This window comes from Halorhabdus sp. BNX81 (assembly GCF_029229925.1).
Lineage (GTDB): Archaea > Halobacteriota > Halobacteria > Halobacteriales > Haloarculaceae > Halorhabdus.
Genome location: NZ_CP107254.1, coordinates 107,729 through 128,696, shown reverse-complemented (window position 1 = coordinate 128,696; position 20,968 = coordinate 107,729). Strand labels below are relative to the sequence as shown.

General features: G+C 64.4%; 21 protein-coding genes and 1 pseudogene. 7 read left to right on the top strand and 15 right to left on the bottom strand.

Features of this window, described 5'->3' with window-relative positions; all coding sequences use genetic code 11:
• Nucleotides 1-21 precede the first annotated feature (21 nt).
• The 3 genes from HBNXHr_RS00560 to HBNXHr_RS00550 form a co-directional block, all read right to left on the bottom strand.
• Nucleotides 22-1,311, bottom strand: coding sequence for an amidohydrolase (locus HBNXHr_RS00560; RefSeq protein WP_275882743.1), 1,290 nt, complete (start codon nt 1,309-1,311; stop codon nt 22-24).
• Nucleotides 1,312-1,380: 69 nt separating this feature from the next.
• Nucleotides 1,381-1,539, bottom strand: a complete 159-nt coding sequence (locus HBNXHr_RS00555; RefSeq protein WP_275738515.1) for a ribbon-helix-helix protein, CopG family — start codon at nt 1,537-1,539, stop codon at nt 1,381-1,383.
• 84 nt (nt 1,540-1,623) lie between these two features.
• Nucleotides 1,624-3,249, bottom strand: coding sequence for an ATP-binding protein (locus tag HBNXHr_RS00550; RefSeq protein ID WP_275882742.1), 1,626 nt, complete (start codon nt 3,247-3,249; stop codon nt 1,624-1,626).
• Between the two features lie 133 nt (nt 3,250-3,382).
• Here HBNXHr_RS00550 and hisG point away from each other — a divergent pair, with 133 nt between their 5' ends.
• A complete protein-coding gene (hisG, locus tag HBNXHr_RS00545) occupies nt 3,383-4,231 on the top strand; it encodes an ATP phosphoribosyltransferase (RefSeq protein ID WP_275882741.1) in 849 nt (282 codons plus the stop codon).
• 26 nt (nt 4,232-4,257) lie between these two features.
• Here the strand turns inward: hisG and HBNXHr_RS00540 are convergent, their stop codons facing one another.
• The gene (locus tag HBNXHr_RS00540) at nt 4,258-4,626 is read right to left on the bottom strand and encodes a hypothetical protein (protein ID WP_275882740.1); all 369 of its coding nucleotides are present in this window, start codon (nt 4,624-4,626) and stop codon (nt 4,258-4,260) included.
• A gap of 201 nt (nt 4,627-4,827) precedes the next feature.
• Between HBNXHr_RS00540 and HBNXHr_RS00535 the strand changes: the two genes are divergently transcribed.
• Entirely contained in the window at nt 4,828-5,109 is a 282-nt protein-coding gene (locus HBNXHr_RS00535; RefSeq protein ID WP_275882739.1) for a hypothetical protein, read from the top strand.
• Nucleotides 5,110-5,111: 2 nt separating this feature from the next.
• Here HBNXHr_RS00535 and HBNXHr_RS00530 read toward each other — a convergent pair whose 3' ends face one another.
• Together HBNXHr_RS00530 and HBNXHr_RS00525 are read right to left on the bottom strand one after the other, a co-directional pair.
• On the bottom strand, nt 5,112-6,329 hold the full coding sequence (locus HBNXHr_RS00530; RefSeq protein WP_275882738.1) for a potassium channel family protein: 1,218 nt from the start codon (nt 6,327-6,329) through the stop codon (nt 5,112-5,114).
• A 117-nt stretch (nt 6,330-6,446) separates the two neighbouring features.
• Entirely contained in the window at nt 6,447-6,935 is a 489-nt protein-coding gene (locus HBNXHr_RS00525) for a hypothetical protein (protein WP_275882737.1), read from the bottom strand.
• A 243-nt stretch (nt 6,936-7,178) separates the two neighbouring features.
• Between HBNXHr_RS00525 and citZ the strand changes: the two genes are divergently transcribed.
• Complete coding sequence (gene citZ / locus HBNXHr_RS00520) at nt 7,179-8,318, top strand: citrate synthase (RefSeq protein ID WP_275882736.1); 1,140 nt, start codon at nt 7,179-7,181, stop codon at nt 8,316-8,318.
• A gap of 6 nt (nt 8,319-8,324) precedes the next feature.
• On the opposite strand, the gene HBNXHr_RS00515 is transcribed toward citZ, so the two are convergent.
• Complete coding sequence (locus HBNXHr_RS00515; RefSeq protein ID WP_275882735.1) at nt 8,325-9,185, bottom strand: aldo/keto reductase; 861 nt, start codon at nt 9,183-9,185, stop codon at nt 8,325-8,327.
• Between the two features lie 888 nt (nt 9,186-10,073).
• Here HBNXHr_RS00515 and ilvA point away from each other — a divergent pair.
• Complete coding sequence (gene ilvA, locus HBNXHr_RS00510; protein WP_275882734.1) at nt 10,074-11,285, top strand: threonine ammonia-lyase; 1,212 nt, start codon at nt 10,074-10,076, stop codon at nt 11,283-11,285.
• 28 nt (nt 11,286-11,313) lie between these two features.
• On the opposite strand, the gene HBNXHr_RS00505 is transcribed toward ilvA, so the two are convergent.
• Nucleotides 11,314-11,988, bottom strand: coding sequence for a hypothetical protein (locus HBNXHr_RS00505; RefSeq protein WP_275882733.1), 675 nt, complete (start codon nt 11,986-11,988; stop codon nt 11,314-11,316).
• 94 nt (nt 11,989-12,082) lie between these two features.
• A complete protein-coding gene (locus HBNXHr_RS00500) occupies nt 12,083-12,430 on the bottom strand; it encodes a hypothetical protein (RefSeq protein WP_275738495.1) in 348 nt (115 codons plus the stop codon).
• A gap of 100 nt (nt 12,431-12,530) precedes the next feature.
• Here HBNXHr_RS00500 and HBNXHr_RS00495 point away from each other — a divergent pair, with 100 nt between their 5' ends.
• Nucleotides 12,531-14,456, top strand: coding sequence for a hypothetical protein (locus tag HBNXHr_RS00495; protein ID WP_275882732.1), 1,926 nt, complete (start codon nt 12,531-12,533; stop codon nt 14,454-14,456).
• Nucleotides 14,457-14,647: 191 nt separating this feature from the next.
• Here HBNXHr_RS00495 and HBNXHr_RS00490 read toward each other — a convergent pair whose 3' ends face one another.
• Nucleotides 14,648-14,791: a hypothetical protein gene (locus HBNXHr_RS00490; protein ID WP_275882731.1), complete on the bottom strand. Its 144-nt coding sequence runs from the start codon at nt 14,789-14,791 to the stop codon at nt 14,648-14,650.
• A 371-nt stretch (nt 14,792-15,162) separates the two neighbouring features.
• Here HBNXHr_RS00490 and HBNXHr_RS00485 point away from each other — a divergent pair, with 371 nt between their 5' ends.
• Nucleotides 15,163-16,287 (top strand): tRNA (guanine(26)-N(2))-dimethyltransferase, encoded by a 1,125-nt coding sequence (locus tag HBNXHr_RS00485; protein WP_275882730.1) that lies wholly within the window; start codon nt 15,163-15,165, stop codon nt 16,285-16,287.
• A 45-nt stretch (nt 16,288-16,332) separates the two neighbouring features.
• Here HBNXHr_RS00485 and HBNXHr_RS00480 read toward each other — a convergent pair whose 3' ends face one another.
• The 5 genes and pseudogenes from HBNXHr_RS00480 to HBNXHr_RS00460 all read right to left on the bottom strand — a co-directional run bounded on the left by HBNXHr_RS00480 (nt 16,333) and on the right by HBNXHr_RS00460 (nt 19,501).
• Nucleotides 16,333-16,632: a hypothetical protein gene (locus HBNXHr_RS00480; RefSeq protein WP_275882729.1), complete on the bottom strand. Its 300-nt coding sequence runs from the start codon at nt 16,630-16,632 to the stop codon at nt 16,333-16,335.
• A 74-nt stretch (nt 16,633-16,706) separates the two neighbouring features.
• A pseudogene (locus tag HBNXHr_RS00475) lies at nt 16,707-16,979 on the bottom strand (winged helix-turn-helix domain-containing protein); the annotation flags it as partial.
• A gap of 72 nt (nt 16,980-17,051) precedes the next feature.
• The gene (locus HBNXHr_RS00470; protein WP_275882728.1) at nt 17,052-18,521 is read right to left on the bottom strand and encodes a molybdopterin-dependent oxidoreductase; all 1,470 of its coding nucleotides are present in this window, start codon (nt 18,519-18,521) and stop codon (nt 17,052-17,054) included.
• Nucleotides 18,514-18,939, bottom strand: a complete 426-nt coding sequence (locus tag HBNXHr_RS00465; RefSeq protein WP_275882727.1) for a hypothetical protein — start codon at nt 18,937-18,939, stop codon at nt 18,514-18,516. The genes HBNXHr_RS00470 and HBNXHr_RS00465 overlap by 8 nt, the downstream gene beginning before the upstream one ends.
• A gap of 184 nt (nt 18,940-19,123) precedes the next feature.
• The gene (locus tag HBNXHr_RS00460) at nt 19,124-19,501 is read right to left on the bottom strand and encodes a hypothetical protein (protein WP_275738481.1); all 378 of its coding nucleotides are present in this window, start codon (nt 19,499-19,501) and stop codon (nt 19,124-19,126) included.
• Nucleotides 19,502-19,630: 129 nt separating this feature from the next.
• On the opposite strand from HBNXHr_RS00460, the gene HBNXHr_RS00455 reads away from it, so the two are divergent.
• Nucleotides 19,631-20,968: a YhjD/YihY/BrkB family envelope integrity protein gene (locus tag HBNXHr_RS00455; protein WP_275882726.1), complete on the top strand. Its 1,338-nt coding sequence runs from the start codon at nt 19,631-19,633 to the stop codon at nt 20,966-20,968.

The window sequence follows — 20,968 nt, the reverse complement described above, 5'->3', positions numbered from 1 at the left end:
TGGTCACCCGGGCGACGACGATCAGGTCGCACGGTCGATCAGCGCCTCGGCGCGATCGGCCGCCACGGTGCGGACTCGCTCCTCGTCGAAAACGGTCACCTCTCGGTCGCGCATGAGGACCTGGCCGTCAGCAACCGTGTGGCGAACGTCCGAGCCACGCGCGGCGTAGGCCAGGTGTGAAACGAGGTCGTGGGCCGGTGTGAGATGCGGCGATTCGAGGTCGAGGACCGCGAGATCGGCGTTCGCGCCGGGTTCGATGCGTCCGGAATCGAACCCGAGCAGTTCCGCGCCGTGCGTCGTCGCCATCCGAACCACGGAGTGTGCGTCGACGGCACTCGCATCGCTCGCGGCGAGTTTGCCGAGCATCGCCGCGTCCCGCATCTCGTCGAACATGTCCAGATCGTTGTTCGAGGCCGCGCCGTCGGTCCCGAGGCCGACGGTGACGTCCGCCTCAAGCATGTCCTGGACGGGGGCCATCCCACTGGCGAGTTTCATGTTCGAGGCCGGACAGTGGACGACGCCGGTCCCACGCTCGGCCAGTAGCTCGATTTCGCGTTCATCGAGATGCACCCCGTGGGCCAGGAAATCTTCGGGGGCCAGCAAGCCGAGATCGTCGGCGTATACGAGGGGGCGCTCGCCATGTTTGTCGAGGATCGGTTCGACTTCGTCGTCCGTCTCGTTGGCGTGGAGGTGGATCGGCAGTTCGGCATCGCGTGCCTGCGGGACGAACTCCCGATAGTACTCCTCGCCGACTGTCGTCAGCGAATGGGGCATGAACGCCGTCCGAATGCGGCCGTCAGCCGCGCCGTCGTATTCGCGGGCGAAAGCAAGCCCGTCCGCCATCTCCTGTCGGGCGTCGGCGTCGTCGTTGCCGACGGTGATCGACCCGTAGCCGAGGACGGCCCCCAGCCCGGCCGCCTCGACAGCACCGACGACCTCCGGCATGAAGAAGTACATGTCCGCGAAGGTCGTCGTCCCGGATTTGATCATCTCGACCAGCCCGAGTTCCGTCCCGGCACGGACATCCTCGGCCCGTAGCGCTGCTTCGACCGGCCAGATGTCCTCCCGAAGCCAGGCATCCAGCGGCTTGTCGTCGGCCAAGCCCCGCAGCAGGGTCATCGCGACGTGAGTGTGGGCGTTGACCAGTCCGGGAATGACGAGCCCGCCTTCGGCATCGAGTTCGTCGTCGCCACTGCCGGGGTCGCCGACGGCCTCAATGGTGCCCGCGTCCTGATCGACCAGCACGTCCGCGCGTTCGACCGTCATGTCGGGACGGAGGACCTGCCCACCCGTGACGAGAAGTTCGCTCATGGCGCGATGTTCTCGGGCGAGTCCTAAGATCCTGGCGGGTTCCGGTTGCAGCCGAATGGAACGGCCGGTTCACTCCTCGCGCTCTTTCAACCACTGATCCAGGAGTTCTCGAATCGCGGCCTCACGGTTGTCCCGGTGATCCTGGAAGGCCTTCTCGTCCAGCGCGTCGATGATCTCCTCGTCGAACTCGACGGTGACTTCTTCCAGATCCGAAAGGATGTCGTTCATTGTGCGAACCGGGGGACGGCACCGACTAATAGGTTCGTCAGCCACCCGTCCGACGCCCGGCAGGTGGTCGCGAAACCCGTCCGGTCACGTCCGGATCTCGAAGCGCGTCCCGTCTTCGACGTCGGCCAGTTCGACCCCCCATTCGTGAGCCGCGACGATCTGCTCGACGATCGCGAGCCCGAACCCGGTACCGTCTTCGGCGGTACTGTACCCCGACTCGAAGACCTGCTCGCGTTTCTCGGCTGGGATGCCGGCCCCGTCATCAGCCACGAAGAAGCCGTCGCCGTCGTCAAGCGGACCGACCGTGACGGTCACGCTCTCGCCGCCGTGCTCCACGGCATTCCGAAAGAGGTTCTCGAAGAGTCGCTGGAGACGATCCGGATCAGCCTCGATGTCGCGATCAGTCTCGACGACCAGCTTCGCCTCGGCCGTCTCGACCATTCCCCAGGCGTCCCGGGCGATCGCGCTGAGGGTGACGCGGTCGGCTTCCTCGATCGGCTGGCCCTGTCGGGCAAGCTGGAGGACGTCCTCGATGAGGCCCTCGATGCGGTCTAAGGCTCCCGCGGCCGCTTCGAGGTGCTCGCTATCGTGTTGGTCGCGGGCGAGTTCGAGGCGACCTTGGGCGACGTTCAGCGGGTTGCGGAGGTCATGAGAGAGCATGCTGGCGAAGGAATCCAGGCGGTCGTTCTGGCGTTCGAGTTCGTTGCGGTAGCGTTCGCGGTGGGTCTCGTCAGTGAATACGAGTGCGCGCCCCAGCGAGGACTGGGAGGCCGAGAACTGCTGTTCGGTCACGCGGTAGTGCCGTGTCTCGCCGTCCCGGTAGACCGTGACGAGCGGGTCATCCGTCGCGATTTTCTCCGCACACTCCGAGGCGATGTCGGCGAAGGGTTCGCCGATGACCGAGCGGTCGTCGAGCGCCGGGACGAGTCGCGTCGCCGCACGGTTGTAGTCCTGAATCCGATCGTCGTCGTCGAGGACGATCACCGGGTTGTCGCGGTCCCCGGCTAACCGGATCGTCCGGAAGCGCTCGAAGTAGACGAACGAAAGCCCGACCGCGAAGGCCGCGACGCCGACCGGTTCGTAGGTGATCTCCATCAGCCCGGGGACGAGCATGCCCAGGACGTCAAAGCCGACCGGCAGGGCCGTCAGGCCGAGCAAGAGCAACAGCGGGCGTGAATCGTGGCTGACGTGGCGGAATCGCTCGTAGAGCATGAAATACCCGACCGTCGCCAACGCGTAACTGCCGGCCATGACCGTCCAGTGGAGGGTGGTACTCGTGATTGCAACGTGGGGGAACGGGGTCGAAACGACCTCGCTCGAAAAGTACAGCCCGTGAAGGTTGTTCGTGAGTTTCACGGCGACGATAGCGAGGAAGGCCACGACTGCCGTCCACCTGATCCGCGGATCACGGTGGAGCGATCGACCGGTATAGGCCGAACAGAAGTACAGCCACCCGCCGATCGTGCTCAACCCGACGACGAGTCCGATCTGGTAGAGAAACACGCCCAGTTGCTGGTCGGCTGTCGCCAGGTATGCGACGTGGGCGAGCGCCCAGCCGCCGCTGGTGAGCAGGAGCGCAACCAGCCCACGCCGGGTGTCGCCCTCGGCGATCCGGTTGACCCGAACGGCGCTGACGAACGTCGCGACGCCCGAGAGGCCAAAGACAGCCAGATACCAGAACCGGCCGCCGATCGACAGCCCGTCAATCATCGGTGGCCCGGCTCACCTGTCTTGCGCATGGGAAAATAGTCCACATCCAACGTAATGAATGTATCTTCCGGCGGGAGGTGCCGCCGACGGTCCGTGCCGAAAGACAGTTGCGCCCCTCGCCCTCACGTCCAGTATGCGCATTGCCTTGCCTAACAAGGGCCGGCTCCACGACCCGAGCGTCGAACTGCTCGAACGCGCCGGGCTCCACCTCGTCGACGGCGCGGACCGACAGCTCTACGCCCGGACAGTCGACGAGGACGTGACCGTGCTGTACGCACGCGCCGCGGACATCCCCGAATACGTCTCCGACGGCGCGGCCGACCTCGGCATCACCGGCTACGACCAGGCCCAGGAGGCCGACCGCGAGAACCTCGTCGACCTGCTCGATCTGGACTATGGCCAGTGCAAACTCGTCCTCGCCGCGCCCGAAGACGGCGACATCGACGAACCCACCGACCTCGAGGGCGGCACCATCGCCACGGAGTTCCCGAACGTGACCCGGAACTACCTGGCCGAGGCGGGCATCGACGCCGAGATTACGGAGGTTTCCGGGGCGACCGAACTCACGCCCCACGTCGACATCGCCGACGGTATCGTCGACATCACCTCGACGGGCACCACCCTGCGAATGAACCGCCTCGAGGTCATCGACGACGTGCTCGAAAGTTCAGTCCGGCTGTTCGCCCGCGAGGACGTCGCCGACGATCCCAAGGTCCAGCAGATCGAGATGGCGCTGTCCTCGGTGCTGTCGGCCGAAGACAAACGCTACCTCATGATGAACGCCCCCGAGTCCGAACTGGAGGAGGTCAAGGATGTCCTCCCGGGAATGGGCGGGCCGACGGTGATGGACATCGCCGGGACGGAGGATGTTGCGGTCCATGCAGTCGTCGACGAACGCGAGGTCTTCGAGACGATCAACCGCCTGAAGGAGATCGGCGCGAGCGACGTCCTGGTGACCGAGATCGAGCGACTGGTGAAGTGAGCACTCCGGGGCGACCGGAGATTGATTTAGCGGGCCGATCGAACAGCCCTCGACACTTCACCGACCACGAGCGTGACGACCAGTCCGACAACGACCCCGATCGCAAACCCGACGAAGAACGCCTGAGAGGTGACCCAGACGGTCAGAAACGCCAGGAAGATCACCACACCGACCCCGTATGACTCGTACCAGTTTTCGAGTGTCTCGACGTACCCCACCCCCAAGATCGCACCACCAGTCGCCACTCCCAGCACGAGGGAGGCGGGCGGCAGTTCCATCACCGATCGATCAACTGCGCCGAAAACGACGTATGCAACGCCAGCGGTCACAGCGATGAGCCCACCATAGAGCCCAAAGAATTGCCAGTCGTCGATCCGAGATCGGTATGCGGGCATTGTATCGTCCGCACATGGAACCCAGCCATAGATAAAAGTGGACGAAATGCAGACATGTCTTCTGCGGAATCGAGTTGCGTCCGAACGTCCACGATCTGTTCCATACCGGGGTCAGTCCAAGCCGACCGGAGAGGATTCGGGGCCGGATCGAACGCCGCCGGAAACCCGAAGTCTTTGGCCCCGGGCCGACTACCGACGGCCGTGTCAGACGCATCGAACGGGAAAGCACGCCTCGTGGCAGCCCTTCGCGTCCGTACGCACGCAAAACGCGGGATCGCGACGGGCGTTGTCTTCGCCATCGCCGCCTACGCCGTGTTCGTCTTCGGTCGCGCATCGGCGCTCGGGCAGGTGCTGTACCTCTCACTGCTGGCCGTGCTCGCGCTCACGACCGGGGCCGTCGTGACGACGGTTCTGGTCGGCATCGAAGCCTACAGACTTGCCCGCGAGAGCGATAACCCGGCCCCGGGCGAGACAGAACAGTAGCCTCACTCGCCGCCAGCCAGTTCGCCCAACCGCTCCGCGCCGCTCCGTGTTCCCTTGGCGATCAGCACGTCGCCGGCTTCGATCGTCGTTGCCGGTCCCGGCGAGAGTTCCCAGTCCGTGGAGTGCTTGCCGGTCGGATGGGTCGCCGGCCGGCGGACGGCGATCACGCGCATCCCCGTCCGGGTCTTGACCTCAAGATCGCCCAGCGTCGCGCCGTCGAGGTCGCTCCCGGCGGCGACAGTCTCCCGGACGATCACCTCGTCGCTCGCCTCGATGGCCGCCTCGACGACGGGATGGGTGCCGAGTCCTCGGAGCACCCCCTCGCTGATCTCTAAGGCGGCGTCGGAGATGACCTCCGTCGAGCGCGCAAGGTGGACCAGCCCACGGAGGGCGATGGGATCGTCGACCCGGCCGGCAGCCTGGAGCGTCCAGGCCTCGAAACGGGACTGGAGGGCGTCGACCTCGGCCTCCAGTTCGAGGACCTCCTCGGCGACGGCCTCGCTGTCGAACAGCACCGCGCCGTAGGCCAGGTCGACGGCGAGTTCGCTCATGTTCTTCATCAGCACGATCGAGTCGACCGCCCGCTCCAGATCCTCGATGTCGCTCTCGGGCGGCGCGGGGGGCTCGTAGGTCCCGCCGGTGGTCGCCGCGTAGACTTCGGCGATGCCCTCCTCGGGCCCCCTTGCCAGCAGCACGTCACCCGATTGAAGCGTCGTCTCGGCGGTCGGGTTCATCAGCCACTCCCCAGACCGACGGATCGCGATGATGCGGACGCCCGTCGCGGTTTCGAGGTTGAGATCCCCGAGCGTCCGGTCGGCGTACGTCGAGTCGGCCGCCACCGTCGCCCGGACGAGGGTCTCGACGGCCTCGGGGAGGGTCGCCCGCATCGCCGCCGGCAGGCCGATGTCTTCCAGGACGACCTTCGCGATGTCGCCAGCCGCGTCGCTGATCTTCTCCGCCGCCCCGACGACGCCCAGCACCGGGGCCAGCGCCTCGGCGTCCTCGGGGTTGCGGGCCGCCATGAGGAGGCTCATCCGCGCCTGGAGGTGGAGGACGTCCATGCGCTCTTCGAGGGCGAGGACTTCCTCGGCGATCTCGTCGCTGCCGAGCAACACCGCCGAATAGGAGAGGTCGATCAGCAACTCGGCGGTGTCTTTCATCTCGGCCAGCACATCCTTGACGCTGACCGGTTCGTACGTGACGTCCTCACCCGATGCCATGTGTTGTCGGTTCGACACCGCAGGCCAAAAGTATTGCCGCCCGGGGACCGCAACGATGACTGTGGAAGACCGGCAGTGAGTCCCTCCGTAAATCGAGTTTGTGTACTCGGTTGGACGTTATCCGTCGGTGTCCTCGTCCGTTCGATCGAAGCACCGCTCAGGGGGTTCTTCCATTCGTACCAATTCGATGTCTTCGCCATCCCGGCTGATCCGAGCGAAGACCTGGATGCACTCGTGGTCAGGAGTAACCCCGTCCACGGCGACCCATTCGACGTCACTGCTGTCTGCCCAGTCTGTCGCGCCGTTTTCGAGACGGACACCGACCGCGAACGGTTCCGGCGTCCCGACGCGTGGGTTCGGAATTGACGTCGTTGCCGTATCTTCGATGGTATGGGTCTCCCAGTGAATGATTTCCTCACCCACCCGCACCATGACAGCAACCTGATGGGGCTCCCGATCCTCGTTATTGAACCAGACCGACCGAAGGCTAGGCGCGCCTGTAGTCGATGATGAATCTCCGGAAAATACAAACCACCCAAGAAGCGATACCCCGCCGGCACCGAGAGCAGCGAGCCACTGCCGCCGAGAGAGCGGTGATTCGTCCATGGAATAGGCCTGTATTGACGCCGAAGGTTAAATGATGTTTGATCTGTCATAACGGAAGGGATATCTGCTACCCGGCGAGCCAATCCGGCTCCGACCAGCCAGTCGGCCGCCAAATCTGAGCAATCGTCGAAAAGCCACCGCGAAATCCAAACATATCGACGTCGCTCGTGTCAGTCCGGAAGGTACGGGAAAACGTAACCTGAAAACGGTAATGCTTTTCCTTGAAGGTGGGCACTGTATTGTATGCCCGAGGAGCTCAGAAAGGGACTGGAGGGAGTGCTGGTCGCCGAATCGTCGCTGAGCGACATCGACGGGGCGGCAGGCCGACTCGTCTACCGGGGGTACACGATCGAGGACCTCGCCCGGAACACCTCCTTCGAAGAGGTACTGTACCTGCTCTGGGAGGGTCACCTGCCGACAAAGGCCGAACTGGACCCCTTCAGCGAGCAAATGGCCGAGGAGCGTGCGGTCCGAGAGGAAGTGCTCACGACCGTGCGGGAACTCGCCGCCGCCGAGGAGGACCCGATGGCCGCCCTCCGGACCGCCGTCTCGATGCTGTCGGCCTACGATCCGGACGATTCGACGGGCGAAGCCGGGGAGAGCGAGATCGCACAGCGGAAAGGACGGCGGATCACCGCGAAGATGCCGACGATCGTCGCCGCCTACAAGCGCGTCCGGGACGGCGAGGAACCGATCGAGCCGCGGACGGACCTGAGCCACGCCGCGAACTTCCTGTACATGCTCAACGGCGAGGAACCCGAGGACACCCTCGCGGATGTTTTCGACATGGCACTCGTCGTCCACGCCGACCACGGCATCAACGCCTCGACGTTCGCCGCGATGGTGACGGCCTCGACGCTGTCGGATCTGCACAGTTCGGTCACCAGCGCCATCGGCGCGCTGAAGGGGGATCTCCACGGCGGCGCAAACCAGAACGTGATGCGGACGCTGCTGGAGATCGACGAGCACGACCTCACGGCCGTCGAGTGGGCCCGGGAAGCGATCGAGAACGGCGAGCGCATCCCCGGGTTCGGCCACCGCGTCTACGACGTCAAGGACCCCCGGGCGAAGATCCTCGGCGCGAAGTCCAAGGCCCTGGGCAAGGCCGCCGACGAGTTCAAGTGGTATTCGTACTCCCGGGCCATCGAGGAGTTCATGGCCAAGGAGACCGGTATCGCGCCCAACGTCGACTTCTACTCCGCCTCGATGTACTACCAGATGGGCATCCCGATCGACCTCTATACGCCTATCTTCGCGATGTCCCGCGTCGGCGGGTGGGTCGCCCACGTGCTGGAATACCAGGAGGACAACCGTCTCATCCGTCCACGGGCCCGCTACGTCGGTCCCGACGATCGGGAGTTCGTTCGAATCGACAAGCGGTAAGTTCGCTTACTGCGGATCGATCCCGTCCAGGGCGGCCCGGTCCTCGTCGGTCAGGTCGATGTGGGTCGCGGCGACGTTCGCTTCGAGGTGCTCGACACTCGAGGTCCCGGGAATCGGCAGCATCACGTCCGAATGATCCAGCAGCCACGCGAGCGCGATCTGTCGCCGGGTCGCGTCGTGTCGCGCTCCGACCTCGTCGAGTACCTCGGCGACCCCCTCGTCGTCGACTGTGTACATCGGTCCCCAGGGGATGAAACCGACATCGTGGGATTCACACGCCTCGAGGACGGCCTCGTCTTCGCGGTTGCCGACGTTGTAGCGGTTCTGCACCGTCGCGATGTCGACGATGTCCATCGCCGTTTCGAGTTGCTCAACGGAGACGTTCGAGAGGCCGACGTGGTCGATCTGGCCGGCGTCTTTCATTTCGGCGAACGCCTGCACCGACTCGGCGAAGTCGCCGTCGGGGTCCGGACGGTGGAACTGATAGAGGTCGATGCTGTCGGTTCGCAGCCGATCGCGGCTGGCGAGCACCTGGTTGTGGAGGTACTCCGGGTCGCCGTGGGGCGTCCACTCGCCGTCGCGATGCCGGAGCAGGCCGGCCTTCGAGGCAACCACGACGTCGTCCTCGGCGGTCAGGGCCTCACCGAGCAGGCGCTCGCTGACGCCCGGGCCGTAGGAGTCGGCGGTGTCGATGAAGTCGACGCCGAGATCGATTGCACGGCGGATCACGTCCTTCGCCGTCTCCTCGTCCTCGGGCGAACCGATGATGTCCTCGCCGGTGAGTCGCATCGCGCCGAACCCGAGTCGATGGACTGTCTCGTCGCCGATATCGAACGTGTCGCTCTCGTTTTGGAGTTCGTCAGTCATCACACCCGTACGTGGAGCGCCACGCCCAAAAGGGTGATCGCCGGCCGCCGCGTGGTGTTTTGTGTAACCGGGATCGCTTGCAACAGCCAGAAAGCCCCGAGGCGGTCGGCTCGGTGCGCCGGCTGCGCGCTTCGCTCGGTCGCGAGCTCCCTCGCTGTCACCGGAATCTCCGATTTCCGAGATGAGCGTTGGACTACGTCCAACGAACCTGCGAGCGGGCCTGCGGCCCGCGAGCAGATCACGAGAGAGCTTAGTACTTCCTACAAGAGCTGAATACTTGAAAGTGGGAAGCCCACGCCCGCTCGGCTCGGGGGACTCGCTGTGCTCCTCACTCACTGCGTTCGCTGCGGTGCTTTCTTCGTCCGCCGTCCCCGAGCGGGCGTCCCCTTCCATTCCCGCCCGTTTCGGCCGCTTAGTCAGGCGGTTCGGGTGGGACTGAAAGGAGCGGCTGGCTCCGGGAAGACGGGCGACGCAAGTAGCGAGGGATCGCGGGTCCCTCGGACCATGCGAATAGCGTGGGAGCAAGCTCCCACGGACAGTGCGAGCGGGCCTGCGGCCCGCGAGCATACGGCGGCTTCGCCGCCGTGAGCAGAGACCGCAGGCGGGAAGCCGAGGACCGCAGCGAGCGCGTGGCCGAGCAGAGCGAGGGCACGTATACTCGAGCGGCGACCCACGGGAGCCGTGAGAGCCCCTCGACTGGAGCCAGCCGGGGCTTTCAATTTCCCAATTCAATTCAATCGTTCTCTGTTTCACTACGGTCCCTCGCTACCCTCGACCGGAGCCACTCGGGGCTTTCTGGCTGTTGCAAGCGATTCCTGCTACACTAAGCACCGCCGTCCACCGGAGCGCCATCCCCAGAGTTACCACTATCCGGCCGGAAGTGCCGACATGCTCACGCGCGAGGACGTCCTGGCCGCTCGCGATCGCGTCGCCGAGACGGCCAGGCACACGCCCCTGGAGCGGTCGTACTCCCTCTCGGCGATGACGGGCGCGGACGTCCGGCCGAAGTACGAGACTGTCCAGCGGACGGGGTCGTTCAAGATCCGCGGGGCGACCAACCGGATCGCGACACTGTCGGCGGACGAGCAGGACGCCGGCGTCGTGGCGGCGAGTGCGGGCAACCACGCCCAGGGGGTCGCGCTCGCGGCCGACCGCATGGGCGTCGACGCCACCATCGTCATGCCTGAACGCGCCCCCGTCGCGAAAGTCAAGGCCACCCGGAGCTACGGCGGTCGCGTCGTCCTCCACGGGAGAGACTACGACGCGGCGGCCGAACGCGCCCACGAGATCGCCGAGGCGGAGGGACGGACCTACGTCCCTGCCTTCGACGACGAGATGGTGATGGCCGGCCAGGGCACCCTCGGCCTGGAGATCGCCGCAGACTGTCCGGACGTGGACACGGTGGTCGTCGCGGTCGGTGGCGGTGGCCTCGTCGCCGGCGTCGCCACGGCTCTCAAGGGCTGGAACGACGACGTCCGCGTGATCGGCGTCCAGGCCGAGGGCGCGGCGAGCCTGCCCCAATCACTCCAAGCGGGCGAGATCGTCGAGCGCGATGGCGTCGAGACGATCGCCGACGGCATCGCCACGCGGAAGGTCGGCGAGTTACCGTTCGAGGTCATTCGCGAGCGGGTCGACGAGGTCGTCACCGTTCCGGATTCGGCGATCGCCGTCGCGGTGACGACGCTGCTCGAGCGGACCAAGACACTCGTCGAGGGGGGCGGCGCGGTGCCGGTCGCTGCGTTGCTCGAAGGGGCCTTCGAGTACGATAAGGATGAGACGATCGTCCCGGTGCTTTCGGGTGGAAACATCGACCTCAACGTCCTGACGACCGTCATCATGCGCGGGCTGATCGAGACCGGCCGGTATCTCCGGATCAGGACCGTCCTCGAGGATCGCCCGGGTGCACTTGAAGAGCTCGTCGAAGTGATCTCTCAACAACGGGGTAATATCTACGCAATCGAGCACGATCGCGCCTCGCGGGACATCGCGATGGACGACACCGTCGTGGACCTGGATATCGAGACCCGGGGGCCGGACCACGTCGAATCGTTGCTCGATGCGCTCGAAGACAGTGGCTACGAGGTCGAGGTGCTCGTCTGATCGTGGCGACCACCGCGACGTGCCCGAATCACTCGAGGCGGACGTCGTCGAGGACGCCGACAGCCGTCGTCTCCCAGACGATATTGAGGCCGACCGCGATCAATCCCTCGCCGTCGTGCTCGACGGGATACTCGTAGGTCTTCCAGCCCTCGTGATCGGCCAGCTGGTTGGACCGGTCAAAGTCCGCCTCGCCGAGTCCGTCTTCGGGGATCGGCCCCGCATAGGTGGCGACCTGGAGAATCTCGTTGAACGACTCCTGATCGCTGTAGCCGGCGACCGAGAGGGTCTCGACGTCGGTGAGGTCTACTTCCTGTTGGACCCAGACCGTCCCGTCGTCGGCACTGCCGTCGATCTCGATGGCGAGGGCCCGTTCGCCGTCGGCCGCCACCTCCGTCGTCGTCCGAGCGTCCGAGTCGACTGGCCCCCCGGAGTTGTTTGGGTCCTCCGGCAGGTCTTTCCCGACCGTCCACCCCTCCAGGCCGGACTCGAAGCTGGTGTTTTGCAAAGTTTGGGGGGTGTCAGTCGGTGTGTCGGTCGGACTCTCCGTCGGGGTGTCCGTCGGCGTGTCGGTCGGTGTATCCGTCGGCGATCCGGTACCCGGGTCAGTCGGCGATCCGCCATCGGTCTCATCGCCGTCGAGACAGCCAGCCACGGCGAGCGTCGCGAGCGAGCCGGTCGTTGCGAGGAAGGTACGTCGATCCATGTCAGACATAACGAATGCGACGGAAAAGTGTCTTCCCGAGCGTCAAACGCGGGTTTGATCGACCAACGATCCGGACCGCGTCCTGGACCGGCGATCACAGGAAGTCCCGGACCTCGCTGTAGAACATGTCGTGGTGGTCGACCGCGTCGATCTCGCGGGCGATCAGGACGGCGAGGACGTGCCAGCACAGGGCAGTTGGATCGTCGGGATCGAGGTTGTACGAGGCGTCCTCGCAGGTACAGGCCTCACCCTCGATGACGTACTCGTCGCTGTGGCCGACCACCACCGTGAAGTCCTCGTACTCCTTGACGCGGTCCTCGGCGACGGCCTCGATGGCGCGAACGCCACGGGAACCGTGGACGGTGGTGATGCGGTCGACGATGTCGGGCGAGAGTTCTCCCGCCTCACTCAGCGCGGCTCGCCACTCGTCGACTGCCGTCACTGCGCGAGGGTAGGTCGCGGTGAGGCAAAACAGGTTCGGTGCGATACCCCTCCAAGCATGGATTTATGACATACCCGTTTCCAGTTGGCACACACTATCGATGACCAAGGACGGCCAAACCAATGCGTCGGCTGCCGAAGTGTCCACCCGGGAACTCGTCGCCGGCCTTCCGACCGGTGTGGTTCTTGGGACGCTGATGCTGTCGGTCGTTCTCACCAGTGATGTCGTTCTATTGTCGGTAGTTGGTGGGATCGTGATGAGCCTGCTGCCGCTGACGGATTACATCGCAGTGAGTGTCTCTCGAGATCAGGGGAAAAGAAGGGAGCCTGCGGGTGACTGGCCTCTGTGGCGTGGACGGATGCTGGTGCGGGCGTATCTCACTGCGGGACTGGCTACCCTCGCCACGATCGCCATCGCGGTTGGCCTGCTCCTCACCGTGGGCGGGACTATCGGAACGGGACACGCACTCGTCCGCTGGATGACGTACGCGAGCGGGCCGGTGAGTCAACCACCGATTACAGCGGAGTTCCTCCGGCAGATCGGTGGCGTCGCGCTCCTTTCGCTGGTCGTCGCCAGCGCGCCGCTGCAGGCTGTACCGTCGCTGTCGATATATTCTGGTCGAGGACCGATCGGGGCGCTTGTGGCGTCTCTGGGAGTATTTCGACGCCGACCGCGGGCAACCATCCGTCACTGGGCGACACAGTGGTTGTTGCTCGCGACGGTCGTGGCACTCCTCCCGATCGCGGTCTGGGGTGGTGCCGTCTCGGTGCTGCCTGCCGGAGAACGCGCGCTGTCAGCACTCGGCCAACCGGGCACAGTCGTCTTCGCGGTTCTGGCGGTCAGTCTGGGGGCCGTCGCTCAGACGCTTCGAGTTGACGCGACGCGGCGCTTTCATACGGCGGTGGCCGAACCAGCACTGCAAGCCGAGGGGGAACCGACCGGCCGCTTCGCTCAAGTGGTGACGGGTCGACGGGTGGCCGTCGTCGCCCTGCTGGTGCTCGTCGTAAGCGGGGCCGGAGCGGTCGTTCGAGTCACTGACGTGCATCCGACGCCGGACGTGACGCAGTCGATCGAGGGGGTTTCCGAGACGGACGAACTGCTATCGATCGCCAGCATGAACCTGGAATGGACGAGTTACGAGTGGCGACAGCGGATACACACCGAGACAGTGAGCCGACTCCAACCGTTAAACAGATCGACAGTTCTCGATCGATCGAACGAGAGTGCGAGCGCGCTTGGAGTCTCTATCGCCGAACAGCAACGACGGGAATACGCGGAGTATACAGAGAGCAACTGGCCGGATAGATACAGGGCCAGAGGATGGTACTGGACAGACGTTGGGAGGTACACATCCAAGCATCCGGACCGATCCTCGGGCCCAATTTACGAGCCGTCACCACCGCCCAGCCGTGAGCATTTCGGGGAGCTCTGGGGGCAAGCCGAGAGTTGGAATGGAAGCATCGACGACACCTGGAAGCCGAATCCATACAACGGAACGGAACTCCCGCTCGTCTTGGAGCAACCGGTCGAGGAACGCCAGAACCTGTCCGTTCTTTCTCGTAACGAGAGTTCTCTCGTCCTCGGTATCGAGGATCCGAGACTGGCCCGGGATTATTATCTGGGCGAAGACGGTCCGTTTCAGAATGCCGACCGTGGGTTCGTGGGCCAGGATGGCATGCGAGCGGTCGAGGCATTGCGATCGAACGGATCACTCCACGAGAGTGTCGTCGTTCACGATGCGAGCGTCCGCGTCGTCTTCGATACGGCAACTGGTCGCCTTGAAGAAATCGTCTACAGTGGCAACAGCACCAGAGCCACTCGGACACACGATCGGTCCCTCGATTCGGGATCCCCAGAGGGTACCCAAACCAACGTCATCGTCACCCGGACACACCTTCGAGAAAGCAATACCTATACCGACTATGAAACGGCCACTGTCGATCGACCGGCCGGCGTTCCGGGACCGCTCGGGCACCCGCGGCCGAGAATGCAGGCGCTGTACCTGCTGGATTATCTCCGGTACTGATCGGCCGTTGTGTATTTTCGGCTCTGTTGAAACCCTCAACATCTGATACAAGCACCGTGCTGAATATAGAGGATAGAATCAGCAAACGGTACGGGTTCGTTTCATGCAACCAGCGGCGGATATTTGATAAGAGGATCAGCCCTCTGAAACTGGTATTTCCCGGAGAATTGGCACTCAGACAGTTGGAAGTTTTATCCGTCGGCTTCGCCCTGTACCGCCCGCTGGAGGCCACGCAGAAATGCGGTGAACGCGATCACAGCACCGAGCATGAACAACAGATAGTAGACCCACATTTCACCCCCAGAAATGGCTCCTACCCGCGGATTTGCTTGCATGTAACCATGCCAGTGAAACGACTCGAAAGCCCACACCATCACAACGAGACCAACAGAGACTCCGAATCCGTCCTTCGCAAAGGTCGATGGGTCTGTACTCATCATCGACAATCAACTGCACCATGACGTATATGTCTTCGTCTGGGTCATTCACCAGGGCCGAGGATCTCCTGAGACATTCCTTGATGAATACGCGCCCTTTATTCAGCACGACTGCTGGAACCCATCATCAATTAAGGGTATCAACAAGGCCGTATTTTCCCGACTGGCGATACGTCAGGTCGCGCCACGTCGATGGACTGGCTCGGCCGTGGCCGACGCGTTCTGGCTGAGAACGAGGCGCTTTTCCTCACGGCCGGCCCAGCGACGGTATGCGCGAACGCGAAGGACGGGTCACCGTCACGGTCCCCGAGCAGGCAGAGGAGGGGGTCGGCGAGTCAGTGTTTTTCAACCCCGTCCAGGAACTCAACCGCGATCTGACGGTGGCGGCGATCCGGGCCGTCCGCGAGCGCGTGGCCGAGCGAGACGGCCACCCGGTCGAGACGTACCTCGACGCGACCGCGGCGACTGGAATCCGCGGCGTCCGAGCGGCGGCAAACGGCTTCGACGCGACGCTGTGTGACGTCGATGAGGCTGCGGTCGAACGCTGCCGTGAGAACCTCGCGGGAAACGGCCTCGACGGCGAAGTGCTCCACCGGGACGCCAACGCCGTCATGCACGAACGGGGATTCGACATCGTGGATCTGGACCCCTTCGGCACGCCAATCCCGTTCGTCGACGCGGCTCTCCAGAGCGCCGGGCGGATGCTCGCGGTAACGGCGACCGACCTCGCGCCGCTGTGTGGTGCCCACTTCGAGAGCGGCGTCCGCTCCTACAGCGCCGTCCCGCGAAACACCGAGTACCACTCGGAGATGGGTGCCCGTATCCTGTTGGGGTCCCTCGTTCGGACCGCCGCCCGCTACGATATCGCCGCCCGCCCCGCGCTCACCCACGCCACCGACCACTACGTCCGGACGTACCTCGATCTCGAGCGCGGCGCGCGCGCGGCCGACGACGCCATCGGGGAGCTCGGGTACGTCCATCACTGCCAGCAGTGTCTGTATCGCGAGAGCGAGCAGGGCCTGATCGCCCATCCCCCCGAAGCGTGTCCGAAATGTGGCCAGCACCTCCAGACCGCCGGCCCGCTGTGGCTCGGCGCGACTCACGAAACAGACTTCCTCGAGCGCGTCAGTGGACAGATCGACGACGAGATGGGAACCGCCGAGGAAGGTCGGGAGTTGCTGGAGACGCTCGCCGACGAACTCGACGTGGCCACCCACTACGACCAACATCGACTCACGAAGCGGTGGGGTGAAAGTGCCGTGGCGATGGACGCGTTCCTCGAAACGCTCCGGGAGGCAGGTCACGAGGCGTCCCGGACCCACTACGGCGGGACGACGTTCAAGACGACCGCCGACGTGAGCGAGATCCGGGCGGCGACCGCCGGGGACGAGTAGCGGACGCCGGGCAAGATGGCGATTGCCGAAACCGAGACCGACGAGTCACCGGAGAGAGATGACCGTCAGGAATGACACGGCGAGGAACTGCAGTCCCCGCATCGCGAGAACGGCCAGCTGGGCCGATTCCGAGCCGGCGTAGAGCATGCCCATGCTGAAGAAAAACGACAGCGCCACCAGGTTCTCGATGATGAGCACCGCCGCGAACCCGAGCAATCCGAGCGTGAGCGGCGTCCGAAATTCCCGGTAGTTCTGTGCCCAGATGCCCCCCAGGACCAGCAGCAACAGGATGTTCAGCCCCGAGAGAACGCTCGCCGCGGTCAGCAGTGTGTTCATGCTAGCCATCGTTAGTTTGGTGTCTCCGTTTCGGTGTCCGTCGGGTCCTCGTCTCGGCTTGACTTCGCGCCGGCCACCGCGAGGTCGGCCTGGTTGATGATGCGTTCGAAGGCGTCACGGTTGGCTTCGAACCGGTCGGAGAGGAAGTACAGTTCGCCGTAATCCTCCCCACCGGCCTCGACGACATCGTGATCAACCAGCATATCGAGGTGGTGGCGGACGGTGTTGTAGTCGACGTCGAGTGCCTCCGCGAGTTGATTGGCGTTCCGTGGTCGCTCGTCGAGCAGGCTGATGATGCGGGCCCGGTTGGCGCCGCCACGCGTTCCCGACAGGAGGTACCACAGTGCCTTTTCCATCGCGACGTGTGTATGCGTTTAGTGGATCGGATATAGTATTCCCGATGGCGGTAGCAATAGTGAGACAGGGTCTCATGCGCTGATCTCTTTCGACACCCAGCCGGTCGCTCCGCTGGGGAACGAATCGGACTGATCACGGGGCTGTCGATCTCCCCCGCCGTCGATCGCTCTGACGACCACCTCGTGGTCGCCCGTCGGCTCATACACGTGACGCCACTGCCGCCAGACATCCTCGCCGGGGAGCGGCGCAGAGAGGGTGGCATCGGTCCAAGAGGCGCCACCGTCGGTCGAGACTTCGACGCGCTCGATCCCGCGCGTTCCTGCGTATGCGTGCCCGGCCACCTCGATGCGGCCGTCGTCCAGTCGGGTGTCGTCCCAGAGCTTTGCGACGGTATTGACGGGGCCAGTACCGTGCCAGCCGCGCTGCTCCCAGTAGCCGTCCATCGCTTCGTCGAGGAGTTCGATCTCGGTGAGCCACTTGACGTTGGTCTCTCCCCAGTGGCCCGGCACGAGCACGCGCACCGGATGGCCGTGGGACTTCGGGAGCGGCCGGCCGTTCATCTCCCAGGCCAGAAACGCGTCCTCGAGGGCTTCGACCGGGAACTGCACGAAATAGCCGTCTTCCGCCCGGAGCATCGCACAGTCACAGTCGCCTTCGGGATCGGCTTCCTCAAGCAGGGGCTTGATCGGGGTGCCCGTCCAGACGGCAGTATCGAGCTTCCGACCGTTGAGATTCTCACCGACACAGCGGAGGGTAACGTACCGGTGTTCGGTCGGCCTGTCGGTCAGTTCCTCGAACGTGACCGAGAACTCGGTTTCGACCTCGCCAGTGAGTCCCATCGACCAGTCGTCATCGGCGATTTCGGGATCGAATTCCGCGATGTCGACGTTGTAAAACTCCCCGATTGAGCTGACGAGTCCCGGAACGTTGTCGGCTGCCAGATCCAGAGACTGCGTATCTGCTTGTTCGAGCCGGCGAGTGACCGGCGACGGTGGGTCACTGGCTGGCTCCTCGTCGGCGGTCTCGGTATCGCTGTTGGTTTTGACCCAGCCAGCGCCGCCAGCGACGACGACAAAGCCGATCGCACTCTGGATCGAACCGAGCGCGCGCCGCCGAGATGGGTCGTGGTCAGCCGTAGACAGCGACCCGGCCCCGATAACGGTAAACAGGGCCACCGGCAGCGCGGCACCGAGGCTAAGCACTGGTTCGGTCGTGATCGCAACCGTGAGCGCCCACGCGAGGACGCCGGCCACTCCCGGAGCGAGGAACCACCGATCCAGTTTCGCGCCGACGAACTGCCCCAAAACGGCGGTCGTCCCGAGCAACACGCCAGCGATGCCCATCGAGAGCGCGATATGGAGCAGATGGCCTGCGTCGCCGACGTTCGTTATCATCCAGGCCACGATCGGCCCCGGTGTCGATCGGACGACGACGGCGTCGATCGGCGCGACGATGAACTGCCGTGTGTATCCCGCGAGTGCGTACGAGCCAGCGACGCCACTGATACCGGCGAGCGCGAAAACCTGAACGCGTTTATCCATCGTCCGCCATGGTTTCGTTCGTCATCGTTTCATTCCCCATCGTCCCGTCATTCATCGTCTCGTTCCCCATCGACCCATCATCCATCGTCTCGTTCCCCATCGACCCGTCATCCATCGTTTCATTCCCCATCGACCCGTCATCCATCGTTTCATTCCCCATCGACCCGTCATCCATCGTTTCATTCCCCATCGACCCGTCATCCATCGTTTCATTCCCCATCGACCCATCGTCCATCGTCTCGTTCTCCATCGACCCGTCATCCATCGTCTCGTCGGATGTTGTTTCTTCATCCGTCGAGTCGTCGCCCCCTTCGTCATCCGTTGCATCTGAATCTGTCGAGCAACCAGCAAGGGAGATGGCTATCGTGCCGCCGATGGCACCCACGAATCGTCGTCGCGTCGTGTCGGTTTCGAGCATACATACCGTCGCAGGCAAGGGAACGGAAAATACATTTTTCAAAATTGATACGAATTTCGTTCACATCTCCGCAAGGACTGTGCAAACTCTATGCAAATTTCCGTGCTGGGTACGCCCTGAGCTGGTTGAGGGTGGGAAGATACGCGTTGATGACTCCCACGTCTGCGTAAGCGACAACGAGAAATCAGACCACGCGCGCGATTAGTCGATACCCGAGGCCGTACACCGGCCGGAGGAGGTGATTCACGAGCGAGAGGAGGCCGAGCAGGCCGCCGAGCGTCTGGAGTTCACCCGGCGACGCGCCCGCAAACCAGAGGACGACCGCGCCCGCGACGACGGGTGCGGCGGGTACCGACGCGAGATACGCATCTGCGGCGGGGTGAGCAAACAGCCCGGTAAAGTGATGGTGAAAGGACAGCGCGAGCGCGCCGACCGCCAGGAGTCCGAAACCGACCGCCATCGAACCCGACTGCCCCGCGACTCCGAGCCCGATCAACAGGACGCCGGCGAGAAAGGCCACACCGGTAAGTTGTCGGACGCGTCGGGCCAGTCGCTGGTTCATATCCAGGGCGACGGGGGGCCCGCAAGTAACAGTTTCCGTTCCGGACGCTTCGACACGACAGGGGCCACTGACGACGACAGCCACGCTGACGGGGGAGCGGTTTTGTCCGTGCCACTCCCAGAGACGGATATGACAACCGCAGACCGGACTGCTGTCGGGACGGGACGCGCCATCGTCAGCGTGGCCCGGGAGACGCGACTGTCCTTCGTCGCGGCAAGCACGGCCTACTATGCGTTCGTCTCGATCTTTCCGCTCACGTTGCTCGTCGTGGCCATCGGCTCGCTCGCCGGGGGCGAGGCGCTCGCCGATCAGGTTGTCGCCAGTGTCAGCGGCGTGCTCTCGCCGAGCGGCCAGGCACTGCTCGAAGCGGCGATTACCGGCGCCGGCAGCCGTGGCGAAGCGACCACGATCGGGACGATTGGACTCCTCTGGAGTGGGCTTCGGGTCTTCCGCGGGCTGGATCAGGCCTTCGCGACGGTCTATGACACCGTCGAGGACCACGGACTGCCGGGACAACTCCGAGATGCGGTGGTCGCGCTCGTCGCGCTCGGGGTGGGCGTCCTCGCCGTCGTCGCCAGCCACGTCCTGCTCGCGCGGATCGGACTCCCGCTTGCGGGCGTCCCCGACACGCTCGTCCTCGTCATCGCGCTCACCCTGTCGCTGTTGCCGCTGTACGCCGTCTTCCCCGACACGCCTGTTGCTGTTCGAACAGCCCTCCCTGGAGCGTTCACCGCTGCAGTCGGATGGACGGCACTAAGTGTGCTGTTCGGACTCTATGCCGCCCACGCCGCCGTCTCAGTCTACGGCGTCGTCGCGGGCGCCCTGCTATTTGTAACCTGGCTGTACTTCGGCGCACAGATCCTCCTGCTCGGGGCGGTCGTCAACGCGGTCCTCGGGGGGAGTCGAGACCGGCAACTACAACTTGAGGGGGATCCCAGGGAAAGTCAACCACTGACAATGACCGGGACGGACGGCACGGCCGGGAACGGGCCGGACGACGGAGACGACACCGAACGACCGGACGCCCCGGACGCCACGACGGGCTCGGACGGCCGAAAGACTGACGTGGACGGTGTAACGGGCCACCAGCATGGCAGCGCCCGGACCGCCGAGACGGCGGCAGAAATCGAGGAACTCCGTGAAGAGATCGACCGGCTGGAAGACGAGATCGACGACCGGACAGTTCACCGCGATCACGTCGAAAGTGATCTCCGGCGATACGTCCGCCGTCGCGTCCGTCGCGGACACGCTCGCGGCTGGGGGCCCTATCTGGTATTGCTCTATGGCACAGTGATGACGCTGGGGGCGTTTCACTTCCTCGGCGGTGGCTGGGCCATCCTTGCCATGCTCGTGATCTGGCTGTCGACGCTCGGACTGTACGCGCTAATGCTACTAGTCGGCGTGACATTCAAGATCGTGGGCGCACCGGGCCGGCTGATCGACCGTGTCCGTGACTGGCGCTCCTGA